The following is a 15,636-nucleotide window of genomic DNA, read 5'->3' as shown; positions in this document are numbered from 1 at the left end:
ACGGTATCGACCCGCGACGCCGTCACAGGGCCCTCGCGAGTGACTACCGGGCCAACTCGAGGCGAACGGCGCGCGTCGCCCACCCGCAGATACCCAGCCCGACCACCCCGACGACGATGAAGCTGGCGCGCGGCCCGAGGAACGTCCCGAGCACTCCCCCGAGAGCCATCGCCAGGACCGTGCACGAGCGCGCGGCCCCACCGACGAAGGCGACCACCCGCCCTCGCGTCGCCGGGTCGGTCGCGGTGACCATCAGCGTCATGATGAGCGCGTTGAGCCGCCCCATGAGCAGGCCGACGCTCGCCGCGAGGGTGACGTAGACGGCCATCGTGGGCGCGAGGCCCTGCGCGAGCTGCGCAGCCGCGACACCGCCGAGTGCCACGAGGATCCCGGTCACCCGGGCGTGCAGGACCCTAGCCGCGCCCGCCCACAGCGCGCCGACCACGGCGGCCGCTCCGGCTACGCCCTCGGACAAACCGAAGGCGGCGGCGCTCCCTCCGAGCACGTCCCGTACGAGGAAGACCTCGACCGCGTTGACCGACTCGAGCACGACGACGAAGGGCAGCACGGCGAAGGTCAACGTCGCAAGGACCGGCTGCGCGCGCAGCGCAGCGACTCCGTCGAGCGGAAGGAGCGTGCGCAGCACCCCCCTCCCGGCCGCGCCCCCGGGCTGCTCACCCCCTTCGCCGGTGAGGAGGAGCCCGGCGAGGATCAGCGGGATGCAGCTGAGCGCGTCGAGGGCGAAGGGGGACCAGCCACCGGCGTACTCCATGAGGAGTCCGCCGGCGGCGGCCCCGGCAGGGGCCGCGATGGCGAGCACACCGTGATGAAGGGAGACCAGGGTTCCGACGCGCTTCTCGGGCACCAGACGAGGCAGGGCGACCACCCACGCAGGGTTGGCTAGTGCGAAGCCGCACTGGAGCACGAGCACCGCGCCTCCGGTCCACACCAGGTTCTCGTGCCAGGCGAGCGCAAGGGCCGCGAGCAGCTGGGTGGCGGCCGCGGCGAGCACGACGGGCCGGACGTCGGACAGCTCGGCGAGCCGGCCGGCGACTCCGGCGAGGAAGACGAGAGGGAGCGCGAAGAGGACGAGCAGGACGGCGAGGGTGGGCGAGCCCCCGCCCTGCTCGTGCACCCGAAGCAGCAGTCCGACGCGGGCTGCACCGTCCCCCACGACCGAGGCGGCGAGGGCGAGGAGTACCCACCTCGCCCGGCGGACGCCGAGGACTGCGCCGATATCATGAAGCAGTCCCTTCATATATGTGAAGGTACTGCTTCACGATGTATCGCGCCACCTAGAATCAAGGTCATGGCACGACGACGTACCGAGCTGCGGATCAGCGACCTACGCACGCTGCGAGCGCTCGCGCACCCGGCTCGCCAACGCCTCATCACCGAACTGTTCTCCGGCGAAGTGCTCACCGCGACCGAGGCGGCGGGGATCGTCGGGCTCACCCCTTCGGCCACGAGCTACCACCTCCGGGCGCTGGAGAAGGCCGGCATCGTCGTGCGCAGCGAGGCCGCGGGAGACGCTCGGGAACGGCCCTGGCGGGCAGCCGCCGAGAGCATCTCGGTCGTCCCGGAGGGCCACCGCGCGGCAGGACCGGAGCTCAGCGAGGAGTACCTGCTCGGCCTCGTCGCCGATCTGCAGGAGGGACTCACTCGACAGGCGCGCGCGATTGCCGCCGGCGAGGACGAGGTCGGCACGGCGAGCCGCGGCCGGCGTTGGCTCACCGACGCCGAGGCGCGCGAGCTGCGCGAGCGCCTCCGCGAGATCTACGACGAGTACGCCGGCCGCAACCGGTCCGACCACCCGCAGGGGGCGCGACCGTGGGACATCCACCTCTTCATGCTCCCGGCGCGTGAGCTTCCCGGGCCCTGACGCCGACTCCCCCTCGCTCCACAAACCCCAGCCGGCTGGGTTTCGTGGACCTGGCTGGGTCTCGAAACCCAGCCAGGTCATCAAGACCCAGCCGGCTGGGTTTTGTGTGGGGGGCGTCGAGGTGCGGGGCAGGGGGCGAGTCAGGCGAAGGGGGTGCCGGTGAGCCGCTCGTAGGCCTCGACGTACCTCGCCCGGGTGGCCTGGACGACCTCGGCAGGCAGCGAAGGGGGCGCCACCCCGGAGTCCTTGGACCAGCCGGACTCCGGCGAGGTGAGCCAGTCGCGGACGAACTGCTTGTCGAAGCTCGGCTGCGGGCGACCCGGCTCCCACTCCTCGGCCGGCCAGAAGCGCGAGCTGTCAGGGGTGAGCACCTCGTCGGCGAGGACGACCTCGCAGGACGCGCCGCGGGAGCGGATTGCCTCGCCGGCGTCCTCCCCCTTCGCCAGGTCCAGACCACGCAGCCCGAACTCCACCTTGGTGTCCGCGAGGAGGATGCCCCGCTCGGCGGCGATCTCGTTGCCGCGCAGCAGGATTCGCACGGTGAGGTCACGGACCTGCTCGGCCAGCGCCGGCCCGATCTCGGCCACGACGCCGTCGTAGCTGATCGGCTCGTCGTGCTCCCCCATCGGCGCCTTGGTCGACGGGGTGAAGACCGGCTCTTCCAGGCGCGAGCCATCGACCAACCCGGCGGGCAGCGGGACTCCGCTGACCTCCCCCTTCGCCCGGTACTCCGCAAGCCCACCGCCCGTGAGGTACCCGCGGGCCACGCACTCGACCGGGAGCATGTCGAGGCGCTCGACGAGGACGGCTCGCCCGGCGACCGCCTCGGGCACGTCGGTGGAGACGACATGGTGCGGCGCGAGGTCGGCCAGCTGGTCGAACCACCACAGCGAGAGCTGGGTCAGCACCGCGCCCTTGTCCGGGATGGGCGGGTCGAGCACGTGGTCGTAGGCGCTGATCCGGTCGCTCGCGACGAGGAGCAGGCGGTCGGTGCGCTGGGCGCCCGCCTCGTCGAGCGGGGCGTAGAGATCGCGGACCTTGCCGGAGTAGAGGTGCTCGTAGCCGGGCAGGGCCGGGGGTGCGAAGGGGGCGGTCATCCCTTCGCCGACTTCGTGCGGGTTGACCGCTTGCCGGTCGAACGGGAGCCCGACGACCCCTTCGAGCCCGTCGCCGGAATGAGCTCGGCGGCCCGGTCCGGCACGTAGGTCTGCGAGGTGCGCGGCGGGCGGGTGTAGCCCACCGGCGCGGGCCGCTCCGGGATGTCCGGGACGTCCGGCTCGACCCGCTCCCACGGCACGGAGTCGAGCAGGTGGGCGATGACGTTGATCCGCGAGGCTCGCTTGTCCTCGGACTCGACCACGTGCCACGGCGTCTGCGAGCGGTCGGTCGCGGCGAACATCTGGTCCTTGGCCTCGGAGTACTCCTCCCACCGGGTGATCGACTCCAGGTCCATCGGCGAGAGCTTCCACTGGCGCATCGGGTCGCTGTGCCGGGAGCGGAACCGCGCCTCCTGCTCGACGTCGGAGACCGAGAACCAGTACTTGAGCAGGATGATCCCGTCGTCGATGAGCATCTGCTCGAAGATCGGCGCCTGGACCAGGAAGCGCTCGTACTCCTCGTCGGTGCAGAAGCCCATGACCCGCTCGACGCCGGCCCGGTTGTACCAGGACCGGTCGAAGATGACGATCTCGCCGCCGGCGGGCAGCTGCTCGACGTAGCGCTGGAAGTACCACTGGGTCTTCTGCCGGTCCGAGGGCGCGGGGAGGGCGACGACGCGCGCGACCCGGGGGCTGAGGTACTGGGTGATCCGCTTGATCGCCGACCCCTTGCCGGCGGCGTCGCGCCCTTCGCAGACGACGACGACCCGAGCCCCGGTCGCCCTGACCCACTCCTGCATCGCGACGAGCTGCTCCTGCAGCCTCTCCAGCTCGGCCTCGTAGGCCTTCTTGTCCACCCGAGGCGTGCCGTTCGCAGTCTTCTTGGCCATGCCCCTATCGAACCACCGAGCGCGGCGGCGCGGGGTACGAGGTGCGAAGGAGGTGACCGTTCGTCTGAGGTTCCCCGGGGAGCTGCGACGTCCCGGCGTCTCCGAAGTGCGACGAAGGTGCGAAGGGGGGACCGTTCGTCTGAGGTTCCCCGGGGAGCTGCGACGTCCCGGCGTCTCCGAAGTGCGACGAAGGTGCGAAGGGGGGACCGTTCGTCTGAGGTTCCCCGGGGAGCTGCGTCAGAGGCGGATCTCGTCCCGGCTGGCGCGCAGGGCGATGTCGGTGCGGTGGTGGGAGCCCTCGAGCTCGATCTGCTCGACCGCGGCATAGGCGGCCGCGCGGGCCGCCGCCAGGTCGTCCCCGAGGGCGATGACGGAGAGCACCCGCCCGCCGGAGCTGACGACCTGCCCGTCCCCACCGGCCGCGGTGCCGGCGTGCAGGACGTACGCCTGGGCATCGTCCGCGCCGACCCCGACCCGGTCGATGCCCTCGATCACATCGCCGGTGCGCAGCGACTGGGGGTAGCCGCCCGCCGCGACGACGACGGTGACCGCGGCCTCGTCGCGCCACTGCAGCGGCTCGGCCTCGTCGAGCCGCCCCTGCGCGGCCGCGAGCAGCAGCCCGCCGAGGGGCGTGCTCAGCCGGGCCAGGACCGACTGGGTCTCGGGGTCTCCGAAGCGGGCGTTGAACTCGATCACCCTCGGCCCGCGAGAGGTGAGCGCCAGCCCGACGTAGAGCACCCCGACGAAGGGGGTGCCCCGCCGCGCCATCTCCTCGACCACCGGCTGCGCGATCCGCTCCACCACGTGCGAGACGAGCCCGTCGGGCGCCCACGGCAGCGGCGAGTACGCGCCCATGCCACCGGTGTTGGGCCCTTCGTCGCCGTCGAAGACGCGCTTGAAGTCCTGCGCGAGCTCCAGCGGCACGACGCTCGTGCCGTCGCACAGGCAGAAGAGCGAGGCCTCCGGGCCGTCGAGGAACTCCTCGACGACGACCCGGCCCTCGCCCCCCTTCGCGCCCTTGGCCAGGCACTCCCGACCGTGCGCGAGCGCCTCCTCGCGGTCGTCGGTGACGACGACCCCCTTGCCGGCGGCGAGGCCGTCGTCCTTGACGACGAAGGGGGGACCGAAGGCGTCGAGCGCCTCGGCCAGCTGGGCCTCGGTGGTCGCGACGTGCGCCATTCCGGTGGGGACCTCGGCGGCCGCCATGACCTCCTTCGCGAACGCCTTGCTGCCCTCGAGGTGCGCGGCCGCCCGGTCCGGACCGAAGCACGGGATGTCGGCAGCGCGAAGGGCGTCACCAACCCCCGCGACGAGCGGCGCCTCCGGGCCGACGACGACGAGGTCGACCTGGTGCTCACGGGCGAGGGCGACGACGGCGTCGGGATCGGTCGGGTCGACCGGAACGCAGAGGGCGACGAGGTCGATCCCCGGGTTGCCCGGCGCGCAGATCACCGCGTCGACCGCCGGGTCGGCGACGAGTGAGCGGACGACGGCGTGCTCGCGGGCACCTGAACCGATGACGAGAACCTTCACGGCCCCGAGACTACGAGGCGACGACGAGGCGAAGGGGGGACGGCGCGCCCGCCGGTGGTGTGAGGCCGGCGAGAAGACCGCCCCGGGGGGTAGAAGAAGGGGGCGCAGCGAGCCACGTGCAGGGGGTGAACGTGGCTACGAGCTGCGCCCCCTCGCCGACCGCGGAAGCAGGGGGTGTACCGCGGTTGGCCCCGACCCGAAGGCCGGTAGACAAGAATTTAACCAACTGCGGCGGCTCTCGCAAGAGCAGACCTCCGGCACCTGCCGCTGAGGCGGTGCGGCGCGGCCCCGCAGGAGCCGTAGACTGCCGTGGTTGCCCCCATGGCGGCGCGGACCGACCAGCAGCGCGACCGGAGCATGATCGACGTGACGGACACCCCCCTTCGCCCCTCGAGCACCGACGTGCCCCCGCACGTCGCCGCCGAGATCGCGGCGGAGCAGGCGCACCTCGACCGGGTGCACGCCGAGCTGGCCAAGGCCGGCGACCGGGCGGGCCTGGTCGCCAACGACGGGATGTCGCGGGGCCGGACCGACCGCACCGGCGACGTCCGTGACGAGGAGATGTCCGGGCTCTTCGAGCGCGACGCTCTCGTCTACCAGGCCGCACGTCGACTCGCGAGCCTGCAGCACCAGTACGAGGGGCTTGTCTTCGGCCGGCTCGACCTCGACCACGGCGAGCAGATGGACCCCGCCGACCGCGAGGTGCGCTACGTCGGCCGCCTCGGGGTGCGCGACGACGACTACGAGCCGCTCGTCATCGACTGGCGCGCTCCGGCCGCGTCGCCCTTCTACCAGGCCACCCCCGTGGCCAACCACGGCGTGATCCGCCGGCGGGTCCTGCGCTGCCGGGCCGAGACCGTCCTCGGTGTCGAGGACGACCTCATGGTGCCCGAGGCGCCGGAGGACCTCACCGTCATCGGCGACGGTGCCCTGCTCGCGGCGCTCACCCGGGCGCGAGGCACCCGCATGCGCGACATCGTCGCGACGATCCAGGCCCACCAGGACGAGGCGATCCGCGCCTCCGACCGAGGCGTGACCGAGATCACCGGCGGACCCGGCACCGGCAAGACCGTCGTCGCCCTGCACCGCGCCGCCTACCTGCTCTACAACGACCGGCGACGCTACGAGTCCGGCGGGATCCTCGTCGTCGGCCCGTCGGCGGCCTACACCGCTTACATCGAGCGGGTGCTGCCCTCGCTCGGCGAGGACTCGGTGTCGCTGCGGGCGCTCGGCGACATGGTGGACGCCATCGACACCGCGCGGTTGGACTCCCCCGAGGTGGCCGAGATCAAGGGCTCCTCGCGGATGCGGCAGGTGGTCTCGCGGCTCGCGAAGGAGCCGGTGCCGGACGCGCCCACCGAGCTGCGCACCTTCGTCGCCGGGTACGCGGTGCGGCTCGACGACAAGGCGTTGCGGCGGGCCCGGCGCCAGGCGCTGCGGGAACGCACCCGCAACCAGGCGACCTCCGCGGCGCGCGAGCTGCTCGCCGACGCGGCGTGGGCGCAGGTCCGCGAGGGTGACCGCGGCGAGTTCCTCGACGCCTTCGACGAGTCCCTGGCGGTCGACTCGTTCATGGAGGAGTGGTGGCCGCAGGTCGACCCGCGGACCGCCCTGCTGTGGCTCACCGACACCGAGCGGGCCTACCGGATCACCCACGGCATCCTGTCGCAGGGCGACGCCGCCGCGCTGGCCCACTCGATGCGTGAGGCCCTCGAGCTCGGCACGTGGTCGGTCGCCGACGTCGCGGTGATCGACGAGCTGTCGGTCCGGCTCGGGCTGGTCGAGGAGGCACAGGACGAGGAGCGCAGCTTCTTCGAGATCGACGAGCTCGACGACCGGGCAGCGCAGAAGGAGCTGCAGGCGATGGGCTCGTCGGTCCAGCCCTCCCGCGAGGCCCACCACGTCACGCCCACCGAGGCCCGGGAGCGGCTGCTGCATGGCCAGATCGGCCGGCCGGCCGGCTTCGCGCACGTGCTCGTCGACGAGGCCCAGGACCTCTCGCCCATGCAGTGGCGGATGGTGGGCCGCCGGGGCCGGCGCGCCTCGTGGACCGTGGTCGGGGACGCCGCCCAGTCGTCCTGGCCCGACGCCGACGAGGCCCGGCAGGCCCGTCTCGACGCCTACGGGACGGCCGAGCCGGCGCACTTCCACATGGACACCAACTACCGTAACGCGCGCGAGATCTTCGACTACGCCCGCGATGTCATCCTGCCGGTCGTGCCCGACGCCGACATCCCCAGCGCGGTCCGGGAGACGGGGGTCGAGCCGGTCGAGCTGCGCTTCGGCGACGCGCTGGACACCTCCGTGCCGCCGGTCGACCAGACCGCTGCCGACGCCGTCGAACGACTCCTCGACGAGGTCGACGGTGCGATCGCCGTGATCTCCCCGATGCGCCATCTCGAGCGGGTCGCCGGGCTCTTCAATCATGAGTCCGGCCGGGTGAGCGTCCTGGACCCGATGTCGACCAAGGGGCTGGAGTGGGACGCCACCGTCGTCGTCGACCCGGACGCGATCATCGAGGAGTCTCCCGGCGGCGCCCGGGTCCTCTACGTCGCGCTCACCCGCGCCGCACACCGGATGACCGTCCTCCGACCCACCTGACCCTCCCCCTTCGCCTCCGGCACCCGTCCACAAAACCCAGCCAGCTGGGTCTTGTGGAGCCGGCTGGGTCTCGAAGGCCAGCTCGTTCCACGAAACCCAGCCGGCTGGGTTTTGTGACAGCTCGGCAGGAGACAAACGCGAGACGAAGGGGGTCGGCCGGCCGACCCCCTTCGCCCGGGCCGCCCCTCAGCCGGACTTGCGGCGGAACATCTGCTGAGCGCCGGAGGTCTCCGGGCCGTGAGCCGACTCGACCTTGCCGTGGCCGCGGTCGGCAGAGACGTCCGTCCCGCCATGGGGCTGCTTGCGCTCCAGCGCCTGGCGGAACTTCTCCTTGACGTCCTCGGGGGCGCTCTCGTGCTTGGTCATGCGCCACTCCTTCGGGTCGGGGCGCAGTCGTCGCGACCGCTGCCGGTCCGAGCAAGCCTGCTCCGCTCCCCGCGCCGGCGCAACGGGGTTTGTCGCGGCGCCGGTACAGTGAAGCGTCCTGCCGACCACAGACCAGCCCCGCGCGGGCGATGAGGAGAGTCACATGCCGGCGATCGTGCTGGTCGGAGCCCAGTGGGGAGACGAGGGCAAGGGCAAGGCCACCGACCTCATGGGGCGCGACGTCGACTACGTCGTGAAGTTCAACGGCGGCAACAACGCCGGGCACACGGTCGTCATCGACGGCGAGAAGTACGCCCTGCACCTGCTGCCCTCGGGGATCCTCTCCCCCAACTGCACCCCGGTCATCGGCAACGGCGTCGTCATCGACCTCGAGGTGCTCTTCGCCGAGCTCGACGGGCTCATCGCCCGGGGGGTCGACGTCTCCAAGCTGCGGGTCTCGAGCAACGCGCACGTCATCGCCCCCTACAACCGGACCCTCGACAAGGTCACCGAGCGGTTCCTCGGCAAGCGCAAGATCGGCACGACCGGGCGGGGCATCGGTCCGACCTACGCCGACAAGATGAACCGGGTCGGGATCCGGGTCCAGGACATCTTCGACCAGTCCATCCTCCGGCAGAAGGTCGAGGCCGCGCTCGGGCTGAAGAACCAGGTGCTGGCGAAGGTCTACAACACCCGTGCCGTCGAGGCCGACCGGGTGGTCGAGGAGCTGCTCTCCTACGCCGAGCGGCTCGCGCCGATGGTCGCCGACACCTCGCTGGAGCTGGAGCAGGCCCTCGACGCCGGCAAGAACGTCCTCCTCGAGGCCGGGCAGGCCACCCTGCTCGACATCGACCACGGCACCTACCCCTTCGTCACCTCCTCCTCCGCAACCGCCGGCGGCGCCTGCACCGGCTCGGGCATCCCCCCGACCCGGGTCACGCGGGTCATCGCGATCCTCAAGGCGTACTCGACCCGCGTCGGTGAGGGCCCCTTCCCGACCGAGCTCTTCGACGACGACGGCGAGTTCCTGCGCAAGACCGGGCAGGAGTACGGCACGACGACCGGCCGGCCGCGGCGCTGCGGCTGGGTCGACACCGTCGTCGGTCGGTACGCGACCCGGATCAACGGCGTCACCGACTTCGTCATCACCAAGCTCGACGTGCTCACCGGGCTGAAGAAGGTTCCGGTGTGCGTGGCCTACGACATCGACGGCGTGCGGCACGAGCAGATGCCGCCGAGCCAGAGCGACTTCCACCACGCGACCCCGGTCTACGAGGAGCTCGACGGGTGGTGGGAGGACATCTCCGACTGCCGCACCTTCGAGGAGCTGCCGGCCAACGCCCAGGCCTACGTCCTGCGGGTCGAGGAGCTCATCGGCGCACGGGTCTCGGCGATCGGGGTCGGCCCCGGGCGCGAGCAGATCATCGAGCGGCACGCGCTGCTCGACTGACTGACCGGTCCCTGCCCGCTCCGGACCCTGCCTCGCCCCGCCGATTATCGGGTTGAGGGAGTTGTTGCACCTTCACCCGACTACCGACCTCGGGTGAAGGTGCACCTTCTCGGGTCAAGTCCGGGCGAAGGGGGGATGAGCGGCGCGGGCAGAGGTCGACCGTTCGTCTGAGGCTCCCCGGGGATCTGCGAAGGGGTGGAGTTAGAGGACGCCCTCGCGGACCAGCTCGGCCCCCAGCTGGAAGCGGGTGCCCACGCCGTAGTGGTCCATGAGGGACGCGACGCGGCGCCGGACCGTGCGCAGCGAGACGCCGAGCTGGCGGGCGATGGCCTCGTCCTTGTACCCGCGGGCCAGGAGGGTGACGAGGCGTTCGTCGAGCGGGGCGCTGTCGGCTCGCGGAGCACACACCTGCCACGTCAGCTCGAACCACGCGGTGAAGGCCGCGATGAGCACCGGATGGCGCACCACGAGGTACGAGGACCCCGGGTCCCCCCACACCGACGGCGTCACCACCGCCTCCTCGCCGAAGATGGCGAACTCGTGCTCGAGCTCGGTCGATACGCGCTGCTGCTGGCCGGCCGCGGCGAGCCCGTCGATCCTCCCGACGACCTCCGGCACCGCGAAGAGGTGCTCGCCGTAGATCGTGCGCTGCCGCTGCCCCTGCGCCGCGCGCTCGAGCTCGTGGCTACGGTGCTCCTCCTCGGCCCCGGCCCCGACGACGGCGTCGAGCAGGACGTTGTCGATCCGCTCCACCCTCCCGGCGAGCCGGTCGACCACCGGCGCGGCCAGCTCCTGCTCAAGCATCTCCACGCCCAGGGGGGACCCCAGCTGGGTCAGGTCGCCGAGCTGGGCGCGAAGGGAGATGAGCAGGTCGCCCATGTCGGCCAGCTCGGCGCGGCGGCGGGCCAGCCGCTCGACGTCGGTGGCGATGAGCAGCTGTAGGCGGTGGATCGGGTCCGCCCCGGCAGCGGAGGATTCGTCGGCCATTGTGGCATCTTAGTGCCGGTGGCCTCTTAGTGACGTCAGTTTGAGTGTGTCCTGATGCACAATGGTTGCCACAGGGGAGGCGTTGCCGATGTGACAGGGGACATCGGCAGCGCCTCCCGATTCGCCCGCCGCTGTGGCGCGGATCAGCAAGGGCCCGGCTCGCCACGAGCCGGGCCCTTCGCTGTCCCCGTGCATCTGCCGGTGCGTCCGGTCAGCGCAGCAGCTCCGCGGCCGCCTCGGGTGAGCTGTCGGCGAGGAAGGTGCGGCAGCGCTCCTCCTCGTCGCTCTCACCGATCGCCTCGGCCGCCCGGGCCAGCGCGGCCAGGGCACGGAGGAACCCGCGATTGGGCTCGTGGCTCCACGGCACCGGCCCCTGACCCTTCCATCCGCTGCGGCGCAGGGAGTCCAGCGCCCGGTGGTACCCGGTCCGGGCGAAGGCGTAGCCGTCCACCCGCAGGCCCTCGTCGAGCGCCTCCTCGGCCAGCACCGCCCAGGCCAGCGACGACGTCGGATGCGCCGCGGCCACGTCGGCCGCGGGCACCCCTTCGCCCAGCTGGGCCGCCGCCGGGTCCTCGGGCAGGTAGGTCTCGGGGATCCCCAGGAGGTTGTCCATGCTCAGCCCGTGACCGAGGTGCCGGCGCTGCGCAGGTTCTCGCAGGCCTGGGCGACGCGGGCGGCCATGCCCGCCTCGGCCTCCTTGCCCCAGCTGCGCGGGTCGTACTGCTTCTTGTTGCCGACCTCGCCGTCGACCTTGAGCACGCCCTCGTAGTTCTGCAGCATCCACCCGGCGACCGGGCGGGTGAAGGCGTACTGGGTGTCGGTGTCGACGTTCATCTTCACCACGCCGTAGTCGACGGCGTCGGAGATCTCCTGCTCGGTCGAGCCGGAGCCACCGTGGAAGACGAGGTCGAGCGGGTGCTCACCCTTGTCGCTGCCGTACTTCTCCACGATGGCGTCCTGGCACTGCTTGAGGATCTCGGGACGGAGCTTGACGTTGCCGGGCTTGTAGACGCCGTGGACGTTGCCGAAGGTCAGGGCCGTCATGTAACGCCCCTTCTCGCCCAGGCCGAGCGCCTCGACCGTGGCCAGCGCATCACCGGGGGTGGTGTAGAGCTTGTCGTTGATCTCGTTGGCGACGCCGTCCTCCTCGCCGCCGACGACCCCGATCTCGACCTCGAGGATGATGTCCGCGGCAGCGGCGAGCTCGAGCAGCTCCTGCGCGATCTGCAGGTTCTCCTCCAGCGGCACGGCCGAGCCGTCCCACATGTGCGACTGGAAGATCGGCGTGCCGTGCTTGTCCTTGTGCTCCTGGCTGGCCTTGAGCAGCGGACGCACGAAGCCGTCGAGCTTGTCCTTGGGGCAGTGGTCGGTGTGCAGCGCGATGTTGACGTCGTAGTTCTTCGCCACCTCCTGCGCGTACGCCGCGAGGGCGAGCGAGCCGGTGACCATGTCCTTGATCGTCGGGCCGGAGAGGTACTCCGCGCCGCCGGTGGAGACCTGGACGATGCCGTCCGATCCGGCCTCGGCGAAGCCGCGGATCGCGGCGTTGAGGGTCTGGCTGGAGGTGACGTTGATCGCCGGGTAGGCGAAGGACTCGGCCTTCGCACGATCGAGCATGTCCCGGTAGACCTCGGGGGTTGCGATGGGCATTGCGACTCTCTCCTTGTCAGCGGGTACGGGGCCGTGTCTCACCGACGATCTTTCCACGTCGCCCACCTGCACCGCAGGGGGCCCAGACACCCCGGCGGCCCTGCCGGTCCCTTGGACATCACATCCGTCAGAACTCTGGTCAGACGCCGCACAAGTCACTAGCATCGCCAGTACGCCAAACACAGCAGGTACCGGCGATCGCCACAGCCGCTGCGGGATACACCGCAACCGCGGCCTCATGAGGGGAACATCAGGGAACATGAGAGCACGAACGGGCAGGATCGCGGGGGCAAGTGCTATCGCCCTCGCCATGGCCGCGATGACCACCACGACCGCGTCCGCCGCAGACATCGGTGATGACACGAGCGTCCGAGGTGTGCAGATCACCACGGAGGACTGTGAGCGCGTGGAGGTGACCATCGACGCCACGCTGACCGGGACCACTGATGACGGCGGCGGTCTCGACTCGGTCTACTTCAGCCTCTGGGACGACGGCGAGATCGAGGCGATGTACACCGCGCAGGTGCCGGTCGGAGAGACTGTGAACATCTCGGTCGTGCTCGGCTTCTCCGGCCTCTACCAGCTCGGCGCCGAAGGCGTCGGCATCACTGTCGGTGAGGCGGAGGGCGCGCGCGACCTCTTCAGAGAAGACCCGTTCATCCCTGAGGACTCCTCCGGCGAGTGCAACCCGGACGACGGGCCGACGGCCACGACGAGCACCTCACCCTCGACGACCGAGCCCACAAGCTCGACCACCAGCACCACGAGCGAGCCCACCAGCACCACGAGCGAGCCCACCAGCACCACGAGCGAGCCCACCAGCACCACGAGCGAGCCCACCAGCACCACGAGCGAGCCCACCAGCACCACGAGCGAGCCCACCAGCACCACGAGCGAGCCCACCAGCACCACGAGCGAGCCGACCGGCCCGGTGGTCGAGACCGACCGCATCGATCCTGGGTCCGACCAGCAGGCGACGGGTACCCTGGCCGCCGGCCTCGGGCTACTGGGGGCCGCGGGGGCCCTGGTGGCGGGTCGCCGGAGGACTACCCGCCGTCACTGACCTGACCCCGTCATAGGCGCGGCACTGCCTCAAGGCGGTGCCGCTCCTGCGTGCTCACTCGTGCTCTGCGATCGCGACACTCTGGTCCTTGAGGATCCGCTGCAGCCGCGGGCCGGCCTCGATGACGTAGGCGTCCGAGCCGGTGACGACCCCGGCGGCATCGAAGTCGTGGAGCACCTCGCGGATCACCGCGTGCTGGGCCTCGCGGGTGTCGAGCTGGGTCGAGCCGGACCAGAAGCGCAGCTCCAGACGCACGGTGCCGTTGCCGATCTGGGTGAGGAGGGCCTCCGGCGCGGGCTCGACGAGCACCGCGGGTAGGTCGTCCATCGCCGCGAGCGCCACCTCGCGGGCCAGGTCCAGGTCGGTGGTGTCCTCCAGGTCGACCTCGACGGTGGAGCGCACGTACTCGAATCCGGTCTGGACGGTGACGACCTCCGAGTGCAGCGTGCCGTTGGGAATGAGGACGAGCCGCCCGTCGAAGCTTCGGATCGAGGTCGAGGACAGGCCCATCTGCACGACGGTGCCGCGGTAGTCGCCGCACGCGATCTGGTCGCCGACCCGGAAGCGGTCACGGGCGAGCAGCAGCATCCCGGCGAACATGTTGCCCAGGACGGTCTGGAAGGCGATACCAGCGGCGATCGAGATGACGCCGACGCCGCCGAGGATGTTGACCGGCTTCACGCTGGGGAAGAGCACCGTGAGGGCGGCGGCCACGCCGAGCACGATGATCGCCCACCCGGCGACCTTGCCGAAGACCCGCGACGAGCTCACCCCCCGGCCCCGCCACCGCAGCAGCGCGGCGAGCGCGTGCCGGACCACCCAGGCGAGCACGAGCGCGCCGACGAGCACGGCCGCGGCCACCGTGGCTCCCTCCCAGGTCACCGCGGGGAGCTGGAGCACCTCGTCGTTCATGAGGCATCAGCCTGCCAGGTGATGATCCGCTCGAGAGCCTCCGCGACCGCGTCGTGCCCGGCGGCGAAGGAAAGACGCACGTGCCGGCTGCCGGCGCGCGCATCGAAGTCGTCGCCCGGGGTGAGCGCGACGCCGGTCGCGTCGAGGAGCGCCGCCGCGTAGGAGGGCGCGTCGCCCCACCGGCGCAGCTGGTCCTGACCGAGCTCGGCGTAGTAGTAGAAGGCGCCGTCGGCCGGCGCGGCCGACCCCCACCCCAGCCGTGGCGCCTGCGCCAGGACGAGGTCGCGGGTGCGGGCGAACTCGGCCACACCCCCTTCGCACTCCTGCAGCGCGGCGTCGCTGAAGGCGGCGAGCGCTGCAAGCTGGGCCGGAGCGGGCGGGCACAGCGCGACGTTGCCCGCGAGCGCGTCGACCGGCCGCACCAGGTCCTCCGGCAGCACGGCCCAGCCGAGCCGCCAGCCGGTCATCCCCCAGTACTTGCTGAACGAGCTGACGACCACCGCGGTGTCGTCGACGGCGGCGGCGCACACCCCCCGCGGGTCAGCGGCGCCGGGCTGCGGGTAGGTCACGCCGTGGTAGATCTCGTCGCTGATCAGACGCACGCCCTCGGCGCGGCACCAGTCGGCGATCGCGGTCAGCTCGGAGTGGGTGACCATCGTGCCGGTCGGGTTGGCCGGGGAGGCGAGGACGAGCCCGTCGATCGGGGTCCGCGCATGCGCCTCGGCGAGCTGGTCGACGCTCGGCTGGTAGCGCTCGGCGGGCCCGCAGTCCAGGTCGAGCACCTCGCAGCCGAGGCTGGCCAGGATGTTGCGGTAGGCGGGGTAGCCGGGTCGGGCCAGGGCCACCCGGTCGCCGTGGTCGAATGCCGCGAGGAAGCTCAGGACGAACGCCCCGGAGCTGCCCGTGGTCACCGCGACCCGCTCGGGCGCCAGCTCCAGCCCGTACCAGTCGCGGTAGTGCTCGGCGATCGCGGTACGCAGCTCGGTGATGCCCAGCGCGGGGGTGTAGCCGAGCGGGAGGCGTTCGGCGTGCACCCGCGCCGCCGCCTCGGACACCGCTGCAGGCGCACCGCCGCCGGGCTCGCCGGCGCACAGCGAGATGACGTCACGGCCGGCGGCGCGCAGCCGCGCGACCTCGGCGAGCACCTCCATGACGGCGAAGGGGGTGACCTGGCTGCGCCTCGACGGCCCGGCTGCGCTGCTCAT

At 71.7% G+C, this 15,636-nt stretch carries 14 protein-coding genes; 4 read left to right on the top strand and 10 right to left on the bottom strand.

The genetic code is table 11. The annotated features are described in order from the left end of the window. Positions 1 to 43: 43 nt before the first annotated feature. Positions 44 to 1,258: an MFS transporter gene (locus FB557_RS02340; RefSeq protein ID WP_144855273.1), complete on the bottom strand. Its 1,215-nt coding sequence runs from the start codon at positions 1,256 to 1,258 to the stop codon at positions 44 to 46. A 51-nt stretch (positions 1,259 to 1,309) separates the two neighbouring features. On the opposite strand from FB557_RS02340, the gene FB557_RS02335 reads away from it, so the two are divergent. Further along, complete coding sequence (locus FB557_RS02335) at positions 1,310 to 1,882, top strand: ArsR/SmtB family transcription factor (protein WP_170236152.1); 573 nt, start codon at positions 1,310 to 1,312, stop codon at positions 1,880 to 1,882. Between the two features lie 140 nt (positions 1,883 to 2,022). On the opposite strand, the gene FB557_RS02330 is transcribed toward FB557_RS02335, so the two are convergent. From FB557_RS02330 to purD, 3 genes are all read right to left on the bottom strand, one after another. Then, complete coding sequence (locus FB557_RS02330) at positions 2,023 to 2,979, bottom strand: phosphoribosylaminoimidazolesuccinocarboxamide synthase (RefSeq protein ID WP_144855269.1); 957 nt, start codon at positions 2,977 to 2,979, stop codon at positions 2,023 to 2,025. Next, positions 2,976 to 3,869 carry a polyphosphate kinase 2 gene (gene ppk2 / locus FB557_RS02325; protein ID WP_144855267.1) on the bottom strand — a complete coding sequence of 298 codons (894 nt, stop codon included), beginning with the start codon at positions 3,867 to 3,869 and terminating at the stop codon, positions 2,976 to 2,978. Before ppk2 ends, FB557_RS02330 begins: the two co-directional genes overlap by 4 nt. A gap of 237 nt (positions 3,870 to 4,106) precedes the next feature. Further along, the gene (gene purD / locus FB557_RS02320) at positions 4,107 to 5,402 is read right to left on the bottom strand and encodes a phosphoribosylamine--glycine ligase (protein WP_144855265.1); all 1,296 of its coding nucleotides are present in this window, start codon (positions 5,400 to 5,402) and stop codon (positions 4,107 to 4,109) included. Between the two features lie 357 nt (positions 5,403 to 5,759). On the opposite strand from purD, the gene FB557_RS02315 reads away from it, so the two are divergent. Beyond that, positions 5,760 to 8,003: a HelD family protein gene (locus FB557_RS02315; RefSeq protein ID WP_144856029.1), complete on the top strand. Its 2,244-nt coding sequence runs from the start codon at positions 5,760 to 5,762 to the stop codon at positions 8,001 to 8,003. A 186-nt stretch (positions 8,004 to 8,189) separates the two neighbouring features. On the opposite strand, the gene FB557_RS02310 is transcribed toward FB557_RS02315, so the two are convergent. Beyond that, on the bottom strand, positions 8,190 to 8,369 hold the full coding sequence (locus FB557_RS02310; RefSeq protein WP_144855263.1) for a DUF5302 domain-containing protein: 180 nt from the start codon (positions 8,367 to 8,369) through the stop codon (positions 8,190 to 8,192). A 163-nt stretch (positions 8,370 to 8,532) separates the two neighbouring features. On the opposite strand from FB557_RS02310, the gene FB557_RS02305 reads away from it, so the two are divergent. Further along, entirely contained in the window at positions 8,533 to 9,819 is a 1,287-nt protein-coding gene (locus FB557_RS02305) for an adenylosuccinate synthase (protein WP_144855261.1), read from the top strand. Positions 9,820 to 10,020: 201 nt separating this feature from the next. Here FB557_RS02305 and FB557_RS02300 read toward each other — a convergent pair whose 3' ends face one another. The 3 genes from FB557_RS02300 to fbaA all read right to left on the bottom strand — a co-directional run bounded on the left by FB557_RS02300 (position 10,021) and on the right by fbaA (position 12,456). Then, positions 10,021 to 10,806 carry a helix-turn-helix transcriptional regulator gene (locus tag FB557_RS02300; protein WP_144855259.1) on the bottom strand — a complete coding sequence of 262 codons (786 nt, stop codon included), beginning with the start codon at positions 10,804 to 10,806 and terminating at the stop codon, positions 10,021 to 10,023. Between the two features lie 211 nt (positions 10,807 to 11,017). Further along, positions 11,018 to 11,419 carry a DUF3151 domain-containing protein gene (locus FB557_RS02295; RefSeq protein WP_211356458.1) on the bottom strand — a complete coding sequence of 134 codons (402 nt, stop codon included), beginning with the start codon at positions 11,417 to 11,419 and terminating at the stop codon, positions 11,018 to 11,020. A gap of 2 nt (positions 11,420 to 11,421) precedes the next feature. Then, positions 11,422 to 12,456: a class II fructose-bisphosphate aldolase gene (gene fbaA, locus FB557_RS02290; RefSeq protein ID WP_144855257.1), complete on the bottom strand. Its 1,035-nt coding sequence runs from the start codon at positions 12,454 to 12,456 to the stop codon at positions 11,422 to 11,424. Between the two features lie 310 nt (positions 12,457 to 12,766). On the opposite strand from fbaA, the gene FB557_RS02285 reads away from it, so the two are divergent. Next, a complete protein-coding gene (locus FB557_RS02285) occupies positions 12,767 to 13,519 on the top strand; it encodes a hypothetical protein (RefSeq protein ID WP_144855255.1) in 753 nt (250 codons plus the stop codon). Positions 13,520 to 13,573: 54 nt separating this feature from the next. Here FB557_RS02285 and FB557_RS02280 read toward each other — a convergent pair whose 3' ends face one another. Both FB557_RS02280 and FB557_RS02275 read right to left on the bottom strand, forming a co-directional pair. After that, positions 13,574 to 14,431, bottom strand: coding sequence for a mechanosensitive ion channel family protein (locus tag FB557_RS02280; RefSeq protein WP_144855254.1), 858 nt, complete (start codon positions 14,429 to 14,431; stop codon positions 13,574 to 13,576). Then, positions 14,428 to 15,636, bottom strand: a complete 1,209-nt coding sequence (locus FB557_RS02275) for an aminotransferase class I/II-fold pyridoxal phosphate-dependent enzyme (RefSeq protein WP_144855252.1) — start codon at positions 15,634 to 15,636, stop codon at positions 14,428 to 14,430. Before FB557_RS02275 ends, FB557_RS02280 begins: the two co-directional genes overlap by 4 nt.

Source organism: Marihabitans asiaticum (assembly GCF_007828725.1).
GTDB classification, from domain to species: Bacteria; Actinomycetota; Actinomycetes; order Actinomycetales; family Dermatophilaceae; genus Marihabitans; species Marihabitans asiaticum.
Note: the sequence above shows the minus strand (reverse complement) of the source record. Positions and strands in the feature narration are given on the sequence as shown.

Bases quoted from the DNA above. Each gene is read 5' to 3' on its own strand.
- fbaA (WP_144855257.1), bottom strand. From the start codon at position 12,456: ATGCCCATCGCAACCCCCGAGGTCTACCGGGACATGCTCGATCGTGCG.
- FB557_RS02330 (WP_144855269.1), bottom strand. From the start codon at position 2,979: ATGACCGCCCCCTTCGCACCCCCGGCCCTGCCCGGCTACGAGCACCTC.
- FB557_RS02300 (WP_144855259.1), bottom strand. From the start codon at position 10,806: ATGGCCGACGAATCCTCCGCTGCCGGGGCGGACCCGATCCACCGCCTA.
- FB557_RS02310 (WP_144855263.1), bottom strand. From the start codon at position 8,369: ATGACCAAGCACGAGAGCGCCCCCGAGGACGTCAAGGAGAAGTTCCGC.
- FB557_RS02335 (WP_170236152.1), top strand. From the start codon at position 1,310: ATGGCACGACGACGTACCGAGCTGCGGATCAGCGACCTACGCACGCTG.
- FB557_RS02285 (WP_144855255.1), top strand. From the start codon at position 12,767: ATGGCCGCGATGACCACCACGACCGCGTCCGCCGCAGACATCGGTGAT.
- FB557_RS02280 (WP_144855254.1), bottom strand. From the start codon at position 14,431: ATGAACGACGAGGTGCTCCAGCTCCCCGCGGTGACCTGGGAGGGAGCC.
- FB557_RS02295 (WP_211356458.1), bottom strand. From the start codon at position 11,419: ATGGACAACCTCCTGGGGATCCCCGAGACCTACCTGCCCGAGGACCCG.
- FB557_RS02305 (WP_144855261.1), top strand. From the start codon at position 8,533: ATGCCGGCGATCGTGCTGGTCGGAGCCCAGTGGGGAGACGAGGGCAAG.
- FB557_RS02315 (WP_144856029.1), top strand. From the start codon at position 5,760: ATGATCGACGTGACGGACACCCCCCTTCGCCCCTCGAGCACCGACGTG.
- ppk2 (WP_144855267.1), bottom strand. From the start codon at position 3,869: ATGGCCAAGAAGACTGCGAACGGCACGCCTCGGGTGGACAAGAAGGCC.
- FB557_RS02275 (WP_144855252.1), bottom strand. From the start codon at position 15,636: ATGAGCAGCGCAGCCGGGCCGTCGAGGCGCAGCCAGGTCACCCCCTTC.
- FB557_RS02340 (WP_144855273.1), bottom strand. From the start codon at position 1,258: ATGAAGGGACTGCTTCATGATATCGGCGCAGTCCTCGGCGTCCGCCGG.